Here is a 19,991-nt window from a genome sequence, read left to right on the forward strand (position 1 = left end):
TTTTAGGGAAGGCTGTTAGGTGATAGAATATATGGATATTGAGTTTACTAAATTATGGGGGGAAGAAGAAATATAGCATGAACATTTTAATCGTTGAGGATGATGAATCAATTTGCAATATATTACAATCATATCTGGTGAATGAAGGTTGGACGGTATATACCTCGGAAGATGGTAATGATGCCCTGCAAAAAATTCATAACTTTAAAATTGATTTGTTAATTCTGGATTTGATGATTCATGGCATACCAGGGGAAGAAGTTTGTCGGAAAGTAAGAGGGTCTTCCAGCATGCCGATCATTATGATTACATCCAAGGCTCGAGAAATCGATACGATTAATGGTCTTAATCTAGGTGCGGATGACTACATTACAAAGCCTTTCCGTATGAAAGAAGTCATCGCTCGAATTCGAGCTCTGGAGCGAAGAATGAATATGCTCTCTATAAATAGCCGAACTGTGATGCGATTTAACAAAGGAAGACTTCAAATCAACTTTGAATCGAAGGAAGTATATGTAAACGGTAAACTCGTGAATTTAACGGTTACAGAGTTTAAGCTGTTAAGTGTTTTGCTCAAAAAACCAAATAAGTTATACAGTCGACAAGATTTATCTTATGAAGTTCAAGGTTATCGAGATATTGGGGACGGGAGAACGACAGATACGCATATTAAAAATATCCGCAAAAAAATTGAAGAAGATCATAAAAATCCGGTTTATATTGTAACTAAAATTGGTGCGGGGTATAAATTTACGTTCCATCCGGATGATGATTACTAATGGAACTGTGGAATAGATTACGCCAGACCCACTGCATTCTCTTTATCACCCTTAGTTTGACGTCTTTGTTCTTTTTGTTAGCGGCCTATTTCTTATTCCGTGTTTCATTTGATCGTTCCATAGAGGTTTATAAGATGAAGTTTGTAGAGGATCAAACGCAGAAAATTGCCTTTACTTTGCGCACTCATCTAGAACCGGGCAAGCTATCGATCGAGAAGATGGACTGGCTTAAACAGGCAGTTAATGTATATTCAATGAGCGTACGTTATTATGCTCCGGACCATGAAGAAGTTCTGTATGATTCAGGGCTGGAAATTCAGCAATATGGCCGGCCCTTCACGGCGAGCAGTCCGATTTATGTCGATGGCCAGTTAATCGGAGTTTTGGATGCTACGGTTGATTTGGATCATGATTTCAATCTTCCTTCCGTATCGTTTTTTTCGTCTGCTTTATTGGGAGGTAGCGGTGGTGTTGCCATCATCTTATTATGTCTTATAGTAGTTATCTGTTATCTTCTTGCCAAGCGATTGTCGAAGCCGCTTCGTTTAAGCAGCCTTCAGGCGAAACGTATTGCTGGGGGGCATAGGGACACTTTAATTACGGAAACGGGAACGTTGGAGCTGAATCAGCTAATTACTTCGATGAATAAGCTTGTCGTAGATTTGAATAACCAAGAACACTGGCGGGAACAATCGATGCAAGATTTAACGCATGAACTTCGTACTCCGCTAACTTCGATGTTATCCAGAATGGAAGCGCTTATTGATGGGATTTATCCAGCGAATGAAGAGAATTTAAATCGGATTTACGCCGAAATTGATCGGCTATGCCGCCTTGTGGATGATGTGGAAAAACTGTCTGAAGCAGAGGGAGCTAAATTCCAGCTGGATACCGAATTAATCGATATCCGTAATCTAGTGAAGGATGTTTACGAGAATTTAATCTTCTTAGCTAAATCCAAAGATATAAATTTTACCCTGCATACCATCTATACCCCTTGTCACGTGGAAGTAGATCCTGACCGTTTCGTCCAAATTATGACGAATATTATATCCAATGCGATCAAGTATACGGCAATTGGAGGGAGCATCGATGTGGGAGTCACGATTGATCACAAAGAAATGGTTACTATTTATTGTAGAGATAACGGCATAGGGATATCTGAGCATGATTTGCCGCTTATTTTCAACCGGTTTTATCGGGCAGATAAAGCCCGTACTAGAGATACAGGTGGAATTGGAGTTGGATTAAGTATTGCTAAAGCACTGATTGAAGCTCATGGGGGAACTGTTCAAGCAGAAAGTAAGATAGGTGAGGGTTCGATGTTTCGAATTGATATTCCGTTAGTCCGATCGCCCAAAAACGAGCTGCTGGTGAAGTCCTATTCGCCATATAAGTTGTGACGGAGGTTTTACTTCATCATGAAAAAAACATTCCGCTTGCTAGTCAGAAACCCATTAATTATTATGTATCCGATTATTTTGGATGCGCTATCATTCATTATAGGGCTTATGATTGTTGGTTTTATTGGAGTACCTTCACTATCCATACGTCTTATTCTGGAGATGGGGATTCCATCGGTCAGTTATGTGAGTAATATTCCGCAGCTCATCAATCAAATGCAGTTTATGGGTGATACGGTATCCGTGAGAGCGTGGATTCCCGTTATTTTCATGCTGTTGCTGATGGCTTTTGCTCAGGGGGGTTATATCGCTTCTTTGCGTAATGTTGTGGAAGGCAGTCCCATTTCAATCGGCCAATTCATGAAGGACGGCAAAAAATACGCGGTCCGCTTTATCTTCTTGTTTATGATCATAACAGCAGCAAAGACAGCAATTACAACGTTATTGGCAGCGTTTCTAGGTGTTATCGGACTGTTCCTGTCCCTCGTTATATTTGTAGTTCTCCGGATCATCTTTATTTATGTAGAATATTGTATTGTTGTTGATCAATTGAATGTTGATGCAGCGTTCCGTCAGAGCAGACGTTATTTTCAAGCGTCAAGTTTTAACACGTCAGGAATTATTATTGTCATGATGATCAGTTCAGGCCTTATTAGCTTGCTACTTCACTATTTATGGAGCCCAGCAGCATTAATTATCGCGATACCTATTTGTGCCGTTGTCATGGGTGTTATTCAAATTGCTTTCATGCAGCAGTTGTTGTTAAACAAAGCATCTACATAAAAAAATGTAATGAATCCCTAATACATAATTAATCTTTTTAAATAGCAGTAAGGACACTTGTCCTTACTGCTATTTATCGTTTATGGATCATCACATGAAATACGCAGCATCTTCACACCACCTTCACAACAGAATTGTTAAGATTAGAAAAAAAGTTGAGGGGGGTCTTTGTGATAACGAATTCGATGATCAAACCTACGCATAGGCAGTTAGAGTATCAGAGCTGGGAGTTCGGCCTGTTTTTGCATTTTGGTCTGCGTACATTCTATGAGGGGTATGTTGATTTTGATAAGCGCCCGATGTCACCTTCGGCATTCAATCCGGTTCAGTTAGATTGCGAGCAGTGGATTCGAACAGCTAAAGAATCTGGGATGAACTATGCGGTATTGACAGCCAAACATCATGACGGTTTCTCTAACTGGCCATCGAAATATAGTTCATTCACGGTTGCTGAGTCCCCATGGAGAGAGGGAACAGGGGATGTGGTGAAGGAGTTCGTCGCCGCTTGCCGTAAGTATGATGTGAAACCTGGATTATATTATTCTCCATTTGACGGCTCGGCAGATTTTTATAATCAGGATGCCCGTGCATATGATGATTACTTTGTTAATCAAATTACGGAACTGCTTGGAGATTATGGAGACATTGATATTCTGTGGTTTGACGGTTGCGGCTCTGAAGGTCATGAATATGATTGGGCAAGGATTATGGGTGAGATTCGAAGGCTGCAGCCGAATATTTTAATTTTTAATATGGGCGATCCTAATTTCCGGTGGGTAGGTAATGAAGACGGGATTGCACCGATTCCTTGCTGGAATGTTACAGATGCAACGGAATTCTCGATTTTAACCCAGCAGAAGGATGCATTGGGTGAACATATATGGTTACCTGCTGAATGCGATGTACAGATGCGGGCGAATTGGTTCTACAGTGACAGTGATGAGCACACCATCAAGAGCCTGGATCAACTTATGGGCTTGTATTATTATTCGGTAGGTCGAGGCGCTAACTTGCTATTAAATATCGGACCGGATCGAGAAGGTCTGTTACCTGCGAAAGACACAGCACAGTTACAGGCAATGGGTGATGAGATCCGTAGAAGATTCGATCATCCTATTGCTTCAATCGAACAGTGTTCGCAGAATAAGTCAGGATGGTCTTATGAGGCAACGAAACCTCATCTAATCGATCATATCCTGATTCAAGAGGACTTAGCGAACGGAGAACATGTACGGAGCTTCCGGATTAACGTCACGACTGAAAAAACACATCGGTCCATCACGGTGTACGAAGGAAGAAACATTGGGCATAAAGCAATTATTCGCATCCCTGCGATTAAAGTTCGGGGTCTTCAATTAGAAATAACAGATTATGATGGTGTGCCTTCAATCCGCCAAATGGCTATCTACTATGTGGGGGGGACTCGAGAACAATCTGAGCATCAGCCAGAGAAGTAACTAAACCCGTACAATACGGGGGGATGCTTTTTTAAAAATTTGTAGTTCATATATGTGAGGGGGATGAATTGTGATGATAAACCGAAAAATGTGGAATGTACTTATGATACTGTGCCTTATGTTTACCATTTTTGTAACCGCTTGCAGTAACTCGGATAATACAGCTAATGAACCGGAAAGCCAATCTGAAGCGGCGGATACCAATAATACGGATACAAACTCGGAGGAAGGCAAGGAAGAGGAACCGAACGAGCCTGTCAAACCATTTAGCGATGAACCCGTAACGCTGAAAATAGCGACGCCGTGGGGAATCGACTATTTCACACCGAGAATGATTGATCCGATTCAAGAGCAATTCCCCCATGTCACCGTCGAGCATGTTGACTGGAACGGAACGGCTGAGAATATGCAGGAATTAAGCGCGCAGGGTATTGTTCCTGATATTGTATTAGGTTATACCGGTCAAGCACCGTTTGAAGAACTTGAGATGGTATTCGGTCTGGATGACATGATTGCTGAGTATGGCGTTGATTTAAGTGGTGTCAATCCACAGCTGCTTCAGGAATTACGTTCAAGGGACAAAGAAGGACGTCTGATTGGTCTTCCGGATGCTGGCGATGTTCTCGCATTGTACTATAACAAAGAAATATTTGACCTGCTAGGGGCTGAATATCCGACTGACAATATGACTTGGGATGAACTTCTTGACCTGGCGAAGAAGCTAACCGTCAAGAAGGATGGTGTTCAATACAGTGGCCTTGATTTAGGGGCCATGCCCACGGCGTTATTTAATCAATTATCGATGAACTATACAGACCCGGAGACAGGTGAAGTATTGTTCGATAAAGATCCTAAATTTGCAAAGATGATGGAAGTTCTCAAGAAATATTTCAGTATCCCTAATATTTATAATCCGGAAGAACCCAATAAGTTTGAAGGCAAAACAGCAGCGATGGTCGTGAACTGGCATGGCTTCCTAACTTGGTTTGGTGGAGAAGTGGAAGAGAGAGTTGAATATGAGAAAAATATGGATATGGTTCCCGTTCCGTCGTTTGCAGATATGCCGGGAATCGCTCCTAAACCAGGCGCTCATCCATGGATTATCAATGATTTCAGTGAACATAAAGAAGCAGCATTGCAAGTGTTAACCTACGTGATCTCCCCTGAATACCAGATACAATACCGGATGAGAATGGGTACTCCTTCCGTATCCTTAAGCCAAGAGGATGGGAAATTGTTCGGTGCAGATGATCCAACGTATACAGGCAAAAATGTGACTGCGATGTTCCAAAATCCATTTGCTGAACCTCCCGCACGTAAAAGTCCATGGGATCGGCATGTCGCGTTCAGTGAGGCACTTACTAAGTTTGCGACTACCGATTTGAATATAGCGGAGTTTACACGTGTGCTGAAGGAAGAGTCAGAAATCAAGATTAAGGAAGAGCAATCCAAGAAATAAACATGAAATGCATTAGGGGGAGCGTTATATGAAGCAGAAACGCATATTAGTCCTACTGTCAGTGTTTATTTTATCCATTTCAATGTTGTTGTCAGGGTGCAGTACGGATGGTGGTGGCAAACAGGAAGACACAACGGAAACGGTAGCCACGGATACACCATCTACGGATGCGCCATCCTCAGATGCGAAAACAGGGGATGAGCAGGCCGTATCGACAGATGAGATTACCATCAAGATTTTGTATCCATGGGGACAAGAGGCGTTCGATAAACTTTTTAAGGATATTGATGAGAAGCTTCCGAATATTAACGTGGAATTAGTTGACTCCCAGGCACAATTGGAGCCATTGCAAGAGCTGAACGCGAAACAAATCGTTCCCGACATCATTTTTGCCAATTGGGGAATCGACGCGCTACAAGAGCTAGATATGATCGAACCGCTCGATGGTTTGATCGAATCCCATGAATTTGATCTTAGTGGCATAGACCCCTCCATAATCGCTTACTGGCGATTAGTCGATTCTGAGGGCAGATTGCTAGGGATGCCTACAGCTAGCGACAATTATGCGTTGTTTTACAACAAAGAGGTGTTCGATCTGTTTGGCGTGTCTTATCCAACAGAGGATCTGACGTGGGATGCTGTGGTTGATCTTGCGAAGAAGCTGACGGGTGAAAGGGACGGCATCCAATATCATGGGCTAGAGATGGGCCCTGGATTTGCAGGAACAGAAGCCTTGGTGCCTCTAAAACAATTAAATGTGAACTTGACAGACCCAGAGACCGGTGAGGTATTGATAACGAAGGAACCGGCGGTTACGAAATACCTGGAACTGATGAAGAAGTTCTACAGCATCCCTGGCATTTATAGTGATGATCCGGAAGTCAGAAAGGATTATTCCTTTCAAAATAAAAATGTCGCTATGATCGTATCTTGGCCGGGATACATTAAATGGGGCATTGGAGATCCGGAAATCGCGAAACATATTCAATCCGTACCTGTGCCGGTATGGCCGGAACTACCGAATATTGCACCAGCTTCATTCTCGCATCCATTCATTATTAATAAACACAGTGAGCATAAAGATGAAGCATTTCAAGTTCTTGCTGAATATGTATCTCCCGAGCATCAGACTAAATTAGCCAGAATTGGTGACCGCCCTGTACTAACCGATCCGAAAGTTTCCGAAGAGTTTGGCGCGGAACTTGAAGTGTATGAAGGTATGGATATTAGCGCATTCTTCTCACGTGAGCCAGCCATTCCAACAACGATCAGCAAATGGGATCAATATGTGGATCTTTCAGGCAGTCTTCTGAAATTCTCGGAGTCAGATATGAACATTCCAGAGTTTCTAAGAGTATTACAGGAAGAATCCGAGGCGAAAATCAAAGATGCCATGGCTAAGGGACAGTAGAGGTTCCCGGACCAGATAAGATTCAAACTATCTAGATTGAACTAATGAAAAGAAGAACCTCAACGGAGAAGGCGGAATTATTCTGGAGAAGCGGTAGCGGTCGCCTTTGCACCCGGATTTCAACCATTTTTAATAGATTGATAGAAATCTGGGGGCAACAGCGATCGGAAGAATAATCCGTATTCGTAGTGATGCTCGGGCTGAGAATCTTTAGTTCAACTTATATAAGTAAGGATTGGGGAAAAACGGGATCTGCAAAGGAGGAATTCCAGTGTCGAGAATTATATTTAATCATGTTCACAAACGTTACGGGAAATATAAAGAATACGCGGTGAAAGACTTTAACCTCGAAGTTGAGGATGAGGAATTTCTTGTCTTTGTAGGTTCTTCAGGATGTGGTAAGTCGACAACATTACGTATGCTAGCGGGATTAGAAGATATTTCAGAAGGCGAAATTTACATTGGCGATACCATTGTGAATGATATGCCGCCTAAAGATCGTGATATATCGATGGTATTCCAAAACTATGCGTTATACCCGAATATGTCTGTCTACGATAATATTGCCTTTGGTCTGCAAATGAGAAAGCTTCCGAAACATGAAATTGAGTCATCGGTTAAACGGGCTGCCCGTGTACTAGAAATTGAAAACTATTTGGACCGTAAACCAAGAGAATTATCTGGCGGTCAGCGTCAGCGTGTTGCACTAGGTCGGGCGATCGTTCGTACACCACAGGCATTTCTTATGGATGAACCGCTCTCCAACTTGGATGCTAAACTGCGCGTGCAAATGCGTTCGGAAATTATTCGCCTTCACAAAAAAATCGGTGTTACAACGATTTATGTTACCCATGATCAGATTGAAGCAATGACGATGGGCGATCGTATTGTGGTCATGGAGAAGGGGATTGTTCAACAGGTAGATACGCCAGAGGTCATTTATAATGAACCAGCTAATCTGTTCGTTGCCAATTTTATCGGAAACCCGCCGATGAATTTTGTGACCGGTAAAATTGAAGAACGTGAAGGGTTCCTTGAATTCCATACGAAGCGCTTCGGGCTCAGGCTCACAGAGAAGCAGGCTCATACGATAAGACAGATGAATCTAGTAGATCGAGGAATCATTATTGGAATGCGGCCAGAAAACATTAGCTTTGAGGAAATTATGTTGGAAGCGTATCCACAATCGATTATTAACGGAACGATGGAATTAAGTGAATTTGTTGGATCTGACCGTTACTACCATATGAATATAGGGCTGGAGAAATATCTGGTTGCCCGCGCTCACCCACGCTATCACTTTGATGATGGAATGAGAACTGCTGTCGCAGTGGATATGAACAAAGTATTGTTTTTCCATAAGGATACAGGGATTCTATTAACAAAGTGATGGAGGGATACGAATGGTAAAGAGAAGTGCTAAATTTCTTAACCGATTATTGCTCGTTATCTTATCCGTAGCCCTTATAGGTAATCCGGTATTGCCAGGTAACGCACAAGGGGATCCCAAGACTGCGGAAACAAGCAGTCCGGATGCACTTACTCAAGATTTGTCGAGCCATGAACCCTATTTTTATACCATATCGAAAGATTGGGCGCAGAAAAAGGTTCCGGTGGGAACGAAGGGGCTTGAGATTGACGCTAAATCGTATCATGCGAAGTCGGATGATGCGGTCGTCTCCGTTGGCTCCTATGAAGGCGAGCATGATGTTCTTCTATGGTCTCAGCCTAAAGGCTGGGTAGAGTACAAAGTAAATGTAGATCAAGAAGGTTTATATGAATTGGCTGCGGATTATCACCCGTTTCTTTCAAAGGATGGGCTCGGTCGCCAGTCGGTGATCATGAGTGTCCAGATTAATGGGGAATATCCGTTTCGAGAGGCACATTCCGTCCCGTTGGAACGGCGATTTTCTGAAGTGAGGCCTGAGAAATATGATGAAGAGGGTAATCAAATACGCTCATTAATTGACGAAGAAGCGGGTTGGAAAACGACTTCTTTTCGTGATTCTGAGGGGTCTTATAGCCAACCGTTGCAATGGCATTTGAACAAAGGGGAAAACACGATTCGTATAGAGACGATTCGCCAGTCGGTCGCGCTGAAATCATTCCGTTTACAAGCCCCTAAGAACATAGCTAATTATGAAGACGTGAAAAAAACGTATCCAACTCATGCAGCGAGCGGCAGTAAGGAAGCCATTGTCATCGAGGGTGAGCAGTTCAGTCTTAAAAACTCCTCTTCGATTCAAACGCAATACGATCGGAGTCCGTTATCTGAGCCTAAGTCGCTCGATCTCGTTCGATTTAATACGATAGGTGGTACGGGCTGGAACAAAGGCGGTCAAGCGGTGACTTGGGATTTTGAAGTTCCGGAAGATGGCGTATACCATCTGACATTCCGTGTGAAACAAAATTTGCGTAAAAATGCTACGGTATTCCGAAATATTTATATTGACGGTGAAATTCCTTTTAACGAAATGAAAAATTATCCGTTTCCGTATGACAGCGACTGGAAAAAGGTAACGCTTGCTAATTCGGATGGGGAATCATTTGATTTCTATTTCACCAAAGGGAAGCATTCGATCAAGATGGAAGCCACTGTCGAGCCTTATATCCCCGTCATAGCTGACATCGATCAAATGTCGAAGGAACTTCGCGATGTTTCCAGAGAACTTCGTATTGCCACAGGGAACAGCACGGATGCGTATCGCGTATGGAATATCGAGAAAGATATCCCGGGTATGACCAAGAGACTTGAAGTATTAAGGGATAGCTTCAACAAACTTACAGATGAAATGCTTGCCATCAACAAGGTAAGAGACAATGTGTCACAATCCTTTAAGTCCAGTGTGCGAGATCTGGAAGATTTATTGAAAGATCCGAATGAAATTCCTTATAGTCAGTTAACCATCGGAACGATGCAAGAGAAGATTGAGGCCCAGCGTGTGGATTTGATGAATACCCCGCTGCAAATTGATCGAATTTATGTAGCTGCCCCCGATACAAAATTGCCTAAAATCGAGGCGAACTTCTTCGAGAAATTGTGGAACTCGATCGTTACGTTGTTCTATTCCTTTACAAGCAAGAACCAGCTTGATCGGAATGCAGAAGATGAATTGAATATTTGGATGTTTAAAGGGCGTGATTACGTCGATGAGCTGCAGCAGCTTGCCAATGAACGTTTTACGCCAGAGCATGGCATTAAAGTGAATATCAATTTGGTCCAATCGCCAGATTTAGTAGTTCTCGGTAAAGCAGCCGGGATATTACCTGATATAGCGATTGGGGTACCGAGTGCATCGATCTTTGATTATGCATTACGTAATGCCATTTATGACTTTACAAAGTTCCCGGATTCGGAGGAATTGTTAGATGAATTCCATCCAGGTATTATGCAGCCTTACCGTTATGACGGTGGCGTTTATGGGATACCGGAGACGAATAACTTTAACATTATGTTTTATCGCAAGGATATTATGAATCAGCTTGGCCTATCGGTTCCGGATACTTGGGATGATGTATACCAGATCCTGCCGACGTTATTGCAGAACGAAAGTAACTTCTATATCCCGCCGGATAACTTCTCGTATCTGTTCTTTCAAAATAACGTGGAGTTGTATTCGAAGGATGGACTGACAAGTGCATTGAATGACCCGAAAGCTTTTGAAGCGTTCAAAGAATGGACGGAAATGTTCAATGTGTACGGGATGGAACGACAAGTGAACAGTTTTTATCAACAGTTTAGAGATGGAACTATGCCGATCGGTATTTCAGATTTCAATACATACATGCAGCTACTGGTCGCAGCACCGGAAATTATGAATGAATGGGCAATTGCTCCTATTCCTGGAACAAAGCAGGCAGACGGTACGATTGCAAGATGGGCTGCTGCGGGAGCACCGACAGCGAACGTTCTTTTCAATGATACGCCGAAAGAGAAACGCGATCTCGCTTGGGATTTTGTGAAATGGTACATGTCCGAAGATATTCAAACCGAGTTTGGACTTAATCTGGAGCAATATCGCGGTGAAACATTCCGCTGGAATTCAGCTAATGTTCATGCGTTTGCGAATATGCCTTGGAAACAGGAGGATCTCAGCGTTGTTTTGGATCAATGGCAGTGGATGCAAGAGTGGCCCAATGTACCGGGAGGATATATGACGGCTCGAGAACTCGGTTTTGCTTGGAACAATGCAGCCATTGATCAAGTAAATCCAAGGATTGCATTAGAGAAGGCGGTTAAAGAAATTAACCGGGAGATGAAGCGTAAACAGCAAGAGTTCAACTATATCGATGAAAACGGGCAAGTATTGAAGAAACTCGATCTGATCCGGATTACAGAACCTTGGGAAGGAGCGATTCTGAATGACAGATAATGCAGCAGCCCTTTCTGAGAAGATGAGCGGAGCTCCTACCAAGCTCGGTAAGACGAAGCCTAGTATTTCGGAACGGATCCATTATTTACTGAAAGACATGTGGAAGTACCGGTTATCTTACTTATTTATTTTACCGTTTATGGCGATGTTCATCATATTTATTCTGATTCCTGTTGTTTCAGGTATTTTGTTAAGCTTCACCTATTTTAATGCCTTTGATTTTCCATCATGGCGTGGCTGGCTTAACTATCAGAATTTATTCTCACAGGACATTATTTTCTTGCAGTATGTATTGCCTAACTCGTTTAAGTTTGCCGTATTCGTAGGGCCGGTTGGTTACATCTTAGCCTTTTTGTTAGCCTGGTTAATTGCTCAGTTGCCAACAACGATGCGCACTTGGTATGCACTTGCCATGTATGCTCCTTCGTTATCTGCAGGTGTTGCGATGGCAGTCGTTTGGACGGTTATGTTTACCGGGGACCGATCGGGTTATATTAACAGCTTTTTGCTCAAATGGGGAATCATTGATCAGCCGGTTTTATTCTTACTCGATAAAGACTACTTGCTCAATATTATGATCATTGTCTCGATTTGGTCATCCATGGGTATTGGTTTCTTGGCCATCTTGGCCGGTATTCTCAACGTGGATAGACAATTGTACGAGGCAGGACGAATTGATGGTATATCGAGTCGTCTTCAAGAAGTGTGGTACATCACCATTCCAATGATGAAGCCGCAGATGATGTTCGCAGCCATTATGGCGATCGTTCATACGATTAAATCCGGTGGTATTGGGGTTCAATTGTCGGGTACGAACCCGACCCCGAATTATTCGGGTCAATTATTAATTGATCATATCAATGACTATGGATTTATTCGTTTCGAACTCGGTTACGCGAGTGCGATTTCTATCGTCGTTCTTCTGATGTGTTATGTGTTAAGTAAATTTTTCGGTTATTTATTCGCACCGAAGGAGGATGAATAATGCAAGAGGCACGGATGACTGCCATGCAGCGGAAATTAAAGATAAAATGGAGCGATTTTGTATTAGCTCTGAGATTGATCGATCGAGCACAAATATGGATTGCCATCTGTATCTTACCGCTTGCCATTTTCATGCTCCTTCCGCTCATTTATTTGTTCAACCATGCATTTAAACCATTACACGAGCTATTCATGTTCCCGCCCACATTTATTGTTAGGGAGCCGACAACGGGGAGTTTCTCGGAACTGTTTGCCATGACGGCAAGCACCATTGTGCCGGTATCCAGGTATGTATTCAACAGTATTGTGGTTACCTTGTTGTCTAGCGTTGCCATGGTGATCACAGGAGCGATGTGTGCCTATCCTTTATCAAAGCATCCGTTCCCAGGATCGAAAATAGTGCTCGGTTTAATTATGCTGTCGTTGCTATTTGCAACAGAAGCCATCGCCATTCCGCGTTTTATCGTCATTCAAAGCCTAGGGATTATGAACACTTATTTGGGTCACGTACTGCCCCTTGTCGCGATGCCAGTGGGCGTATTCCTATTAAAGCAGTTTATGGACCAAGTGCCTAACGAGCTGCTGGAAGCCGCGAAGATCGATGGCGCGAAAGAATTCACCATTTTCCTACGCATCGTTATGCCCATCGTTACACCTGCCATTGCAACGATTTCAATCCTTGCTTTCCAATCGGCATGGGGGAACGTAGAGACTTCAACTTTATTCATGCAGGAAGATTCCATGAAGACGCTCCCGTTTTACATGAGCACATTAACATCTGGGCTAAGTAACTCGGTAGCTAGACAGGGAGCGGCGGCGGCAGGAGCATTGATCATGTTTTTACCGTCATTGATCATCTTTTTGATCTTCCAGAGAAGAGTAATTACGACTATGGCGCATTCGGGGATCAAATAAGCAGAGGAATGGGGGAGGTGTACCGTGCGCAACCATCAAAGCAAATCGAAATATGTGCTTTGGCTAGTCTGCTTGATTGCACTGACTGGATTCCCGATGATCGCAAGCGCTGATGTTCCTTATCGTACCTTCACAGAAGATAGTTATGAACGTACGATTATGACGCAATCTGCTTATTCTCCGGTCGGCGTATTAGCGCAGGAAATTCCAGTAGTCAATGAAAAGGGTGAAGTAGAGTATACATCGCTGCAACGCCCTCAAGATCTATTCATCGCAGACAACGATGATATTTATATTGCGGATACCGATAATAATCGGATTGTTCATCTGAATGAAGATGGTGAGCTCGTTCGGATAATCACGTTACCAGAAAGTCCGCTAAATCAACCACAGGGTGTGTTTGTGGCCGGTAACGGCGATATTTACATTGCGGATACAGGTAATAAGCGGGTTGTTCACCTTGATAAGAATGCGAAATTATTGAATGAAATTGGTCGTCCTGAATCACCACTCATTAATGAATCCTTCGTATATGAACCGACGAATATGGTTATCGATAAACGCGGCTTTATCTATGTTGTATCGAAAGGGAGTTATCACGGGATCATCCAATTTACCCCTGAGGGGAAATTCGACCAGTTCTTCGGTACGAATAAAACGGAAGTAACGCTGATGGATATCATTCGGAGACAGTTCTATTCGAAAGAGCAATTGAGTCGGCAAGTGCGATTGCTGCCTGTAACGATCCGGAATATAGATATCGATGATCAAGGCTTCATCTATACGGTTTCCGGCTCCAAAACAGAGCAAGTCAAGAAATTGAACATTCGCGGCGAAAATATATGGAAAGAGATGTCGTTCAATGAACGATTGTTTTCCTTAGCTTCCTTAGAATCGGATGAATTGATTGAGAAGCAGCTTACCGATGTCTCATTGGACCAGAATGGTAATGTAACGATTATTGATAAATCACGGAATATTGTTTCCCAGTATGATGCAAACGGAACGATGTTATTTTATTGGTCGGGCCGTTCGGCCTTAGGTAATTCGCTGGTTGGATTAACAACTGCACCTGTTGCAGTAGAAACCAACTCGAACAAACGCCTTTATATTTTGGATGAGGCGCTGAGCCTCATTCAAGTGTATGAAACGACTGAGTTTGGAGCAACGGTTCACGAAGCTTACAAGTTAATGGAGGAAGGCAAGTATGCAGAAGGGGAGCAATATTGGAACAAAGTACTGAAGCTGAATGCTCATTTCTCTCCAGCTTATAAAGGAATCGCTCAGGCCGCATTTTCTCGCGGTGAGTACGAGCGGGCTAGAGCCTTGTTCAAGCTTGCAGGAGATGGTGAGGGATACTCAGACTCATTCTGGCAAATTCGCTTGCAATGGTTCCAAAAAAACTTCTCGACCTTGGCGAACTTTGCTATTATAGCCGGCCTCGTATTATGGGTGTTTATCAAGCTCAAGAGAAAATTCAATTTCCGAATGATGCCGAAATCGAATAAGTTGAACAGTCAAACCTGGTTCCAGCAATTAAAGCATGTATTCTACATTTTGAAACATCCCCTAGACGGATTTGGTGATTTGAGATATTTGAATAAGGGTGGCTACATCAGTGCTTTCGTTATTCTCATATTAACGGTGGTCATGCTTCTGGTGAAATCGTTCTATACGAGTTTTACATATAATCCAGTGCCGGTCTATGCAAAAGGTTCAACTTATATGCTCACAGTCTTCTTGGCCGTATGGTTATCATGGGTGGTATGTAACTATCTGGTAGGTTCGATCAAGCAAGGGGAAGCAAGGTTTAAAGATGTATTCGTTGGAAGCTGTTATTCATTGTTCCCGGTCGTGTTACTCGGGATCCCGCTTGCTCTTATTTCGAACATCTTTACACAAAGCGAAGCATCCATTTACAGCTCTATTGAGGTAGGTATGCTTTTGTGGAGCGGGCTATTATTCTTCTGGAACATTCAAGCGCTGCAAAACTACGGCGTTGGCGAAACGGTATTGAACATTACACTTACGGTCATCACGATGACCATTATGTGGGTACTTGTGTTCATCTTAATCGGACTCACATCCGAATTTGGCAACTTTGTTTACACGATCTATCAGGAGGTGTCGATGTGATGCGCTTATTACGGTCCAAAACACGATTCATGGTAGCTGCGATCTGCGTCTTATTCGCGTCGACGCTCGTCGGTTTTATGTTTGCTACATCCGCTTCAACCGATAAGAAGCAGACCGAGGTTCAAACTACGGCACAGACTGAAACGCAAACGGAGACCAAAAGGGCACCTCAGACGAGTACGACAAAGACAGTAACCCCTGCAAAATCAAATGGAAAGTTGCCGGATGAAACCCAATTTCAAAGGATAGCGGAAAATGAGAAATTTTTGCTTAAAGCGGATAAGGCCACCGGTCATTTTACCGTAACAAGTAAAACGACAGGAGAAGTATGGCGCTCTTTTCCTAATCCGAAGGATTGGCAGGATAAGCTGAATACGGATGCATGGAAGTTGCATCTTGCTTCACCCTTTATGTTCCGTTATGTAGAGTTTAATCTGCGTAAAGATTTGCTGAAGGAGACTAACCTTTATGCTCAAAAAGGGGGAATAAGCCAGTTCGAAGTAACGGATCAGGGATTTAAAGTGATGTATGACATGCCGGATCTTGGCTTCATGATTCCTGTAGAAGTAAAGCTCGGCGAAGATTTCGTGGAAACGAAAGTGTTGGCTGAAGGTCTTGTGGATGAGAAAGTCATTCCGAAGGAAGAGCCGGCGGCAGCTACGGTTGATAAGGATGGCAAAGAAATCAAGAAACCGAAGCCCAAGAAAGATCCGATGGCTCGCCTAGCGTCCATTCGCTTATTCCCGTTCTTGGGTGCACAAACTTCGGATGACGAAGACGGATTTCTATACATTCCAGACGGTCCGGGCGCTTTAATTGATTTCAGAGAACGTCGTGCGGGTACACAAAACCTCTATACGGAACGTGTTTATGGCGACGATTGGGCATACAGTAACCGCAATACCATGTCTGATCGTAACCCGATTACCATGCCGGTATTCGGGATTAAATCGAATAAGCAAGCACTCCTAGGAGTCATTACAGAAGGTGAAGAGTACGCGAACGTGGTTGCAGCACCTTCGGGATCATTCAGTCAATTCAACTGGGTTGCACCAGAGTATCAGTACCGGTTCAAGTTCTTCCAACCGACAGATACGAAGAAACTTAACGGTTACCTGACGTATAGCAAAGAAATAACGAAATCGGATCGTGCGACCCGTTATTATATGATCGATGAACAAGATGAAGAAATTAGCTATGTTACATTAGCTGAACGTTATCGGGAATTATTGATGACAGAGTCTGCGATGAAACCGTTAGAAGGTGAACAAGCGAAGCTGCGGCTTCAGCTGCACTTACTTGGCGGCGATACCGAAGACGGATTTTTGTGGGATTCCTATCTACCATTAACAACCACGAAAGAGGCTGAAGCCATCGTCCAGGAGTTGTCTGCACTCGGTGTGGATAACATGGATATCACTTACCTCGGATGGCAGAACGATGGATACAGTAAGTTCGGTGGTGACTTCCCCGTTCCAGATGAACTTGGCGGTAACAAGGGAATGAAGAAATTTACCGATTTCGCCCATTCGAAGGGCTATGGGGTTTATCTTGATGCCTCTTCCTATACGTATAACAGAGGCGGTAAAGACGGATTTCGGAAGAATAGAGACGGTCTTCGTGACCTAGCTTCTTCTGTCATTGAATCGATGAATTGGGATAGCAGACGGAAGACGTTTGTCAGTCCTCAATTTATGAAAGGTGTTATAGAAGAAGATCTCCAAGAAGCGAAATCATTAGGAATCAATGGCTATGTATACGGTCAAGGAATCGGATCGTTCTTGAATACGGACTTTAATGAGAACTATCGAGCGACAAGAGAACAATCAAAGGAAATTCAGAGCCAATTGTTTCAGAAGGCTAAAGAAACATTCGGCAGCGTAAAAGGGGCAGGAGGTAACGCATACACCTTCCCCTATATCAGCCATATGGACAACATGGCCTCTAACTTCTCTTATGACATGTTTATCGATCGTGTCATACCATTCGCCCAGATTGCTCTTCATGGTCTGACAACATACTCATTCGAGTATGCGAACTTGAGTGATGACTATGCGGACAATTTCTTAAAGGGAATCGAATACGGCGCAGTACCGTCGTTTGTCGTAACGAACGCTTCATCACAAGAATTACTTAAATCACTTTCTCTGCATGAATTCTACAGTACCAACTACAAAGACTGGCTTGAAGAGATCGTGTCACAGTATCAAAAGTACGAAGAAGCACTTGGTGATGTGCAGAACGAGTTCATTACAGGCCATCGTGAAATCGTAGGCGGCGTATTTGAAACGACTTACAGTAACGGGAAGCAAGTCATCGTGAATTATAACGATCAAGAGGTTCGTGTCGGGAATGTTGTTGTGAAAGCCAAAGACTACATCGTAAGCAAAGGAGGTGCGTAGTATGGCCCCAAAGCGAATACTCTCTGCTAAGAGATCTCGAAAGCTGGAAGGGTCGTTATTTATTGCACCGTGGTTGATCGGATTTATCGCTTTTTTAGGATTTCCGTTAGTCTTCTCACTCTTTATGAGCTTTCACACGGTAAAAATATTGCCGAAAAAAATTGTGTACGACTTTGTTGGCGTTAAATATTACCGGGAGATCTTGTTTAACAGCTCGGATCTATACGATAAGTTAATTCCGTATTTTCAAGAAGTCGTCATCATGATCCCGGTTATCGTCATATTCGCCTTGATGATCTCTATTATGCTGAACCAAAAACTGCCCGGTCGATTTTTATTCCGTGCCATCTTCTTCTTACCGGTTATCTTCTCTACGGGTGCTGTGCTGATGTCATTTATTAATCAAGGGGAAGGCAACCTGGGATTCCTTGAACGATTTAATATTGGCGGTTACATGGATATGTTCCTTGGGGATAGCTCCTGGGCGAAACCCGTAAAGACCGTATTGAATCAGTTTGTCCTCGTTTTATGGTATTCCGGGGTACAAATTCTGCTCTTTATTGCAGGGCTGCAGACCATTTCAACATCTGCGTATGAATCAGCTCGAATCGATGGTGCTACACCGTGGGAAGTATTTTGGAAAATAACCCTCCCAGCGATGTCACCGTTTATCCTGCTGAACTTAATTTATACCGTTGTAGATATGTTTACGTTCCCGTCCAATCCTGTCATTAGTTTGATTAATACAGGAAACTACGGATTTAATAGTGCACTGGCATGGATTTACTTCGCTATTATTCTTGTATTCTTGGGAATTGTCATTCTCATCTACAGTAGAATTAACCGGAAACATGTCGGAGCAAATCGTTAGTGAAGGAGGGAGGCAGAACATGAAGGTTGAAATAGCGACGCGTGTGAAACAAAAGTTCACGACGAAACGTGGATTACGACAAGTGAAGTATACGATTCTAGGTCGAGAGATGAATCAAGGGCTGTTATTTAAACTAGTCTTGTACGGAATATTCATCGTAACCTCCTATGTGTATATGAACCCGATTTTAAAAATGCTCGTGAAGATGGTCATGAGTGCCAAGGACTTAATTGATCCAACCGTGACATGGATCCCGTCTTCCGTCTACTTAGGTCATGTGGTCGAAGCATGGAAGCTGCTGGATTATCCGAAGTCTCTCTCCATCAGTATACTGATTGCGATTTCGACTGCTGTGCTCCATTGTATTTCGTGTGGGCTAGCGGGCTATGCCTTGGCAAGGCTCGATGTCCCATTCAAGAAGACGATTCTATTCCTCGTCTTCTTGGCATTCATTATTCCGCCTCAAGTTGTTATTTTGCCTACGATTATGGTGTATACGAAGCTTGGGTTGAATGGTCATTTATTAACCTTAATTTTGCCTTCTATTTTTGGGTTCGGTGTTAAGGGTGCACTCTTTGTCATCATTTTCCGTCAATTCTTCTCCACGCAGCCCAAAGCATTGGAAGAAGCGGCACGGATCGATGGTGCTAGTGCTTTGAGGTTTTATGTACGCGTTATGTTTCCGTTGGCAAGACCAGCCATTCTCGTCGTTCTGTTGTTCTCGTTCGTCTGGACTTGGAATGACACGTACTACCCTAGGATGTTCCTGGGTTCAAGCGGCGATATGCCGTTAGCACTGAAAATGTCATTTATCGATAGTCAGTTGACGACGTTTATTACGAATGGAGGACTGCCGGAATATCTAGCTGAACCGATTAAAATGGGTGCAAGCTTCCTGGTTATATTGCCTCCGCTTATTCTTTACCTCGTTGCCCAGCGTTACTTTGTTGAGAGTGTTGAACGTACAGGTTTGGTCGAGTAGACCTGGATCCATCATTTGGGATAATACAGGAGGATT

At 43.2% G+C, this 19,991-nt stretch carries 14 protein-coding genes; all 14 read left to right on the forward strand.

Annotated elements, in window-relative coordinates; translation table 11 throughout:
• Positions 1-77 precede the first annotated feature (77 nt).
• Positions 78-779: a response regulator transcription factor gene (locus OHJ21_RS25290; RefSeq protein ID WP_326117386.1), complete on the forward strand. Its 702-nt coding sequence runs from the start codon at positions 78-80 to the stop codon at positions 777-779.
• Positions 779-2,182: a sensor histidine kinase gene (locus OHJ21_RS25295; RefSeq protein WP_100540380.1), complete on the forward strand. Its 1,404-nt coding sequence runs from the start codon at positions 779-781 to the stop codon at positions 2,180-2,182. Before OHJ21_RS25290 ends, OHJ21_RS25295 begins: the two co-directional genes overlap by 1 nt.
• Positions 2,183-2,200: 18 nt before the next feature.
• Positions 2,201-2,965, forward strand: coding sequence for a hypothetical protein (locus OHJ21_RS25300; RefSeq protein WP_486021474.1), 765 nt, complete (start codon positions 2,201-2,203; stop codon positions 2,963-2,965).
• A gap of 185 nt (positions 2,966-3,150) precedes the next feature.
• Positions 3,151-4,422, forward strand: coding sequence for an alpha-L-fucosidase (locus OHJ21_RS25305; protein ID WP_486021475.1), 1,272 nt, complete (start codon positions 3,151-3,153; stop codon positions 4,420-4,422).
• Between the two features lie 73 nt (positions 4,423-4,495).
• Positions 4,496-5,881: an ABC transporter substrate-binding protein gene (locus tag OHJ21_RS25310; RefSeq protein ID WP_486021476.1), complete on the forward strand. Its 1,386-nt coding sequence runs from the start codon at positions 4,496-4,498 to the stop codon at positions 5,879-5,881.
• 28 nt (positions 5,882-5,909) lie between these two features.
• A complete protein-coding gene (locus OHJ21_RS25315; protein ID WP_486021477.1) occupies positions 5,910-7,292 on the forward strand; it encodes an ABC transporter substrate-binding protein in 1,383 nt (460 codons plus the stop codon).
• Between the two features lie 271 nt (positions 7,293-7,563).
• Complete coding sequence (locus tag OHJ21_RS25320; RefSeq protein ID WP_100540385.1) at positions 7,564-8,682, forward strand: ABC transporter ATP-binding protein; 1,119 nt, start codon at positions 7,564-7,566, stop codon at positions 8,680-8,682.
• A 13-nt stretch (positions 8,683-8,695) separates the two neighbouring features.
• The gene (locus tag OHJ21_RS25325) at positions 8,696-11,665 is read left to right on the forward strand and encodes an extracellular solute-binding protein (RefSeq protein WP_486021478.1); all 2,970 of its coding nucleotides are present in this window, start codon (positions 8,696-8,698) and stop codon (positions 11,663-11,665) included.
• Positions 11,655-12,650: a carbohydrate ABC transporter permease gene (locus tag OHJ21_RS25330; RefSeq protein WP_486021479.1), complete on the forward strand. Its 996-nt coding sequence runs from the start codon at positions 11,655-11,657 to the stop codon at positions 12,648-12,650. The genes OHJ21_RS25325 and OHJ21_RS25330 overlap by 11 nt, the downstream gene beginning before the upstream one ends.
• 23 nt (positions 12,651-12,673) lie before the next feature.
• The gene (locus tag OHJ21_RS25335) at positions 12,674-13,564 is read left to right on the forward strand and encodes a carbohydrate ABC transporter permease (protein WP_243390971.1); all 891 of its coding nucleotides are present in this window, start codon (positions 12,674-12,676) and stop codon (positions 13,562-13,564) included.
• A gap of 24 nt (positions 13,565-13,588) precedes the next feature.
• The gene (locus OHJ21_RS25340) at positions 13,589-15,700 is read left to right on the forward strand and encodes a YIP1 family protein (protein ID WP_486021480.1); all 2,112 of its coding nucleotides are present in this window, start codon (positions 13,589-13,591) and stop codon (positions 15,698-15,700) included.
• Complete coding sequence (locus OHJ21_RS25345) at positions 15,700-18,102, forward strand: DUF5696 domain-containing protein (RefSeq protein ID WP_486021685.1); 2,403 nt, start codon at positions 15,700-15,702, stop codon at positions 18,100-18,102. Before OHJ21_RS25340 ends, OHJ21_RS25345 begins: the two co-directional genes overlap by 1 nt.
• Position 18,103: 1 nt before the next feature.
• The gene (locus OHJ21_RS25350; protein ID WP_326115996.1) at positions 18,104-18,973 is read left to right on the forward strand and encodes a carbohydrate ABC transporter permease; all 870 of its coding nucleotides are present in this window, start codon (positions 18,104-18,106) and stop codon (positions 18,971-18,973) included.
• Positions 18,974-18,992: 19 nt separating this feature from the next.
• A complete protein-coding gene (locus OHJ21_RS25355; protein WP_486021481.1) occupies positions 18,993-19,955 on the forward strand; it encodes a carbohydrate ABC transporter permease in 963 nt (320 codons plus the stop codon).
• Positions 19,956-19,991 lie beyond the last annotated feature (36 nt).

Origin of the sequence: Virgibacillus sp. LDC1, assembly GCF_025792345.1 — a bacterium.
In the GTDB taxonomy this organism is placed as follows: domain Bacteria; phylum Bacillota; class Bacilli; order Paenibacillales; family Paenibacillaceae; genus Paenibacillus_AQ; species Paenibacillus_AQ lautus.

What these genes read in the sequence shown, in the direction of transcription:
- OHJ21_RS25290 (WP_326117386.1), top strand. Translation starts at nt 78, where the DNA reads ATGAACATTTTAATCGTTGAGGATGATGAATCAATTTGCAATATATTA.
- OHJ21_RS25295 (WP_100540380.1), top strand. Translation starts at nt 779, where the DNA reads ATGGAACTGTGGAATAGATTACGCCAGACCCACTGCATTCTCTTTATC.
- OHJ21_RS25300 (WP_486021474.1), top strand. Translation starts at nt 2,201, where the DNA reads ATGAAAAAAACATTCCGCTTGCTAGTCAGAAACCCATTAATTATTATG.
- OHJ21_RS25305 (WP_486021475.1), top strand. Translation starts at nt 3,151, where the DNA reads ATGATCAAACCTACGCATAGGCAGTTAGAGTATCAGAGCTGGGAGTTC.
- OHJ21_RS25310 (WP_486021476.1), top strand. Translation starts at nt 4,496, where the DNA reads ATGATAAACCGAAAAATGTGGAATGTACTTATGATACTGTGCCTTATG.
- OHJ21_RS25315 (WP_486021477.1), top strand. Translation starts at nt 5,910, where the DNA reads ATGAAGCAGAAACGCATATTAGTCCTACTGTCAGTGTTTATTTTATCC.
- OHJ21_RS25325 (WP_486021478.1), top strand. Translation starts at nt 8,696, where the DNA reads ATGGTAAAGAGAAGTGCTAAATTTCTTAACCGATTATTGCTCGTTATC.
- OHJ21_RS25330 (WP_486021479.1), top strand. Translation starts at nt 11,655, where the DNA reads ATGACAGATAATGCAGCAGCCCTTTCTGAGAAGATGAGCGGAGCTCCT.
- OHJ21_RS25335 (WP_243390971.1), top strand. Translation starts at nt 12,674, where the DNA reads ATGCAGCGGAAATTAAAGATAAAATGGAGCGATTTTGTATTAGCTCTG.
- OHJ21_RS25345 (WP_486021685.1), top strand. Translation starts at nt 15,700, where the DNA reads ATGCGCTTATTACGGTCCAAAACACGATTCATGGTAGCTGCGATCTGC.
- OHJ21_RS25350 (WP_326115996.1), top strand. Translation starts at nt 18,104, where the DNA reads ATGGCCCCAAAGCGAATACTCTCTGCTAAGAGATCTCGAAAGCTGGAA.
- OHJ21_RS25355 (WP_486021481.1), top strand. Translation starts at nt 18,993, where the DNA reads ATGAAGGTTGAAATAGCGACGCGTGTGAAACAAAAGTTCACGACGAAA.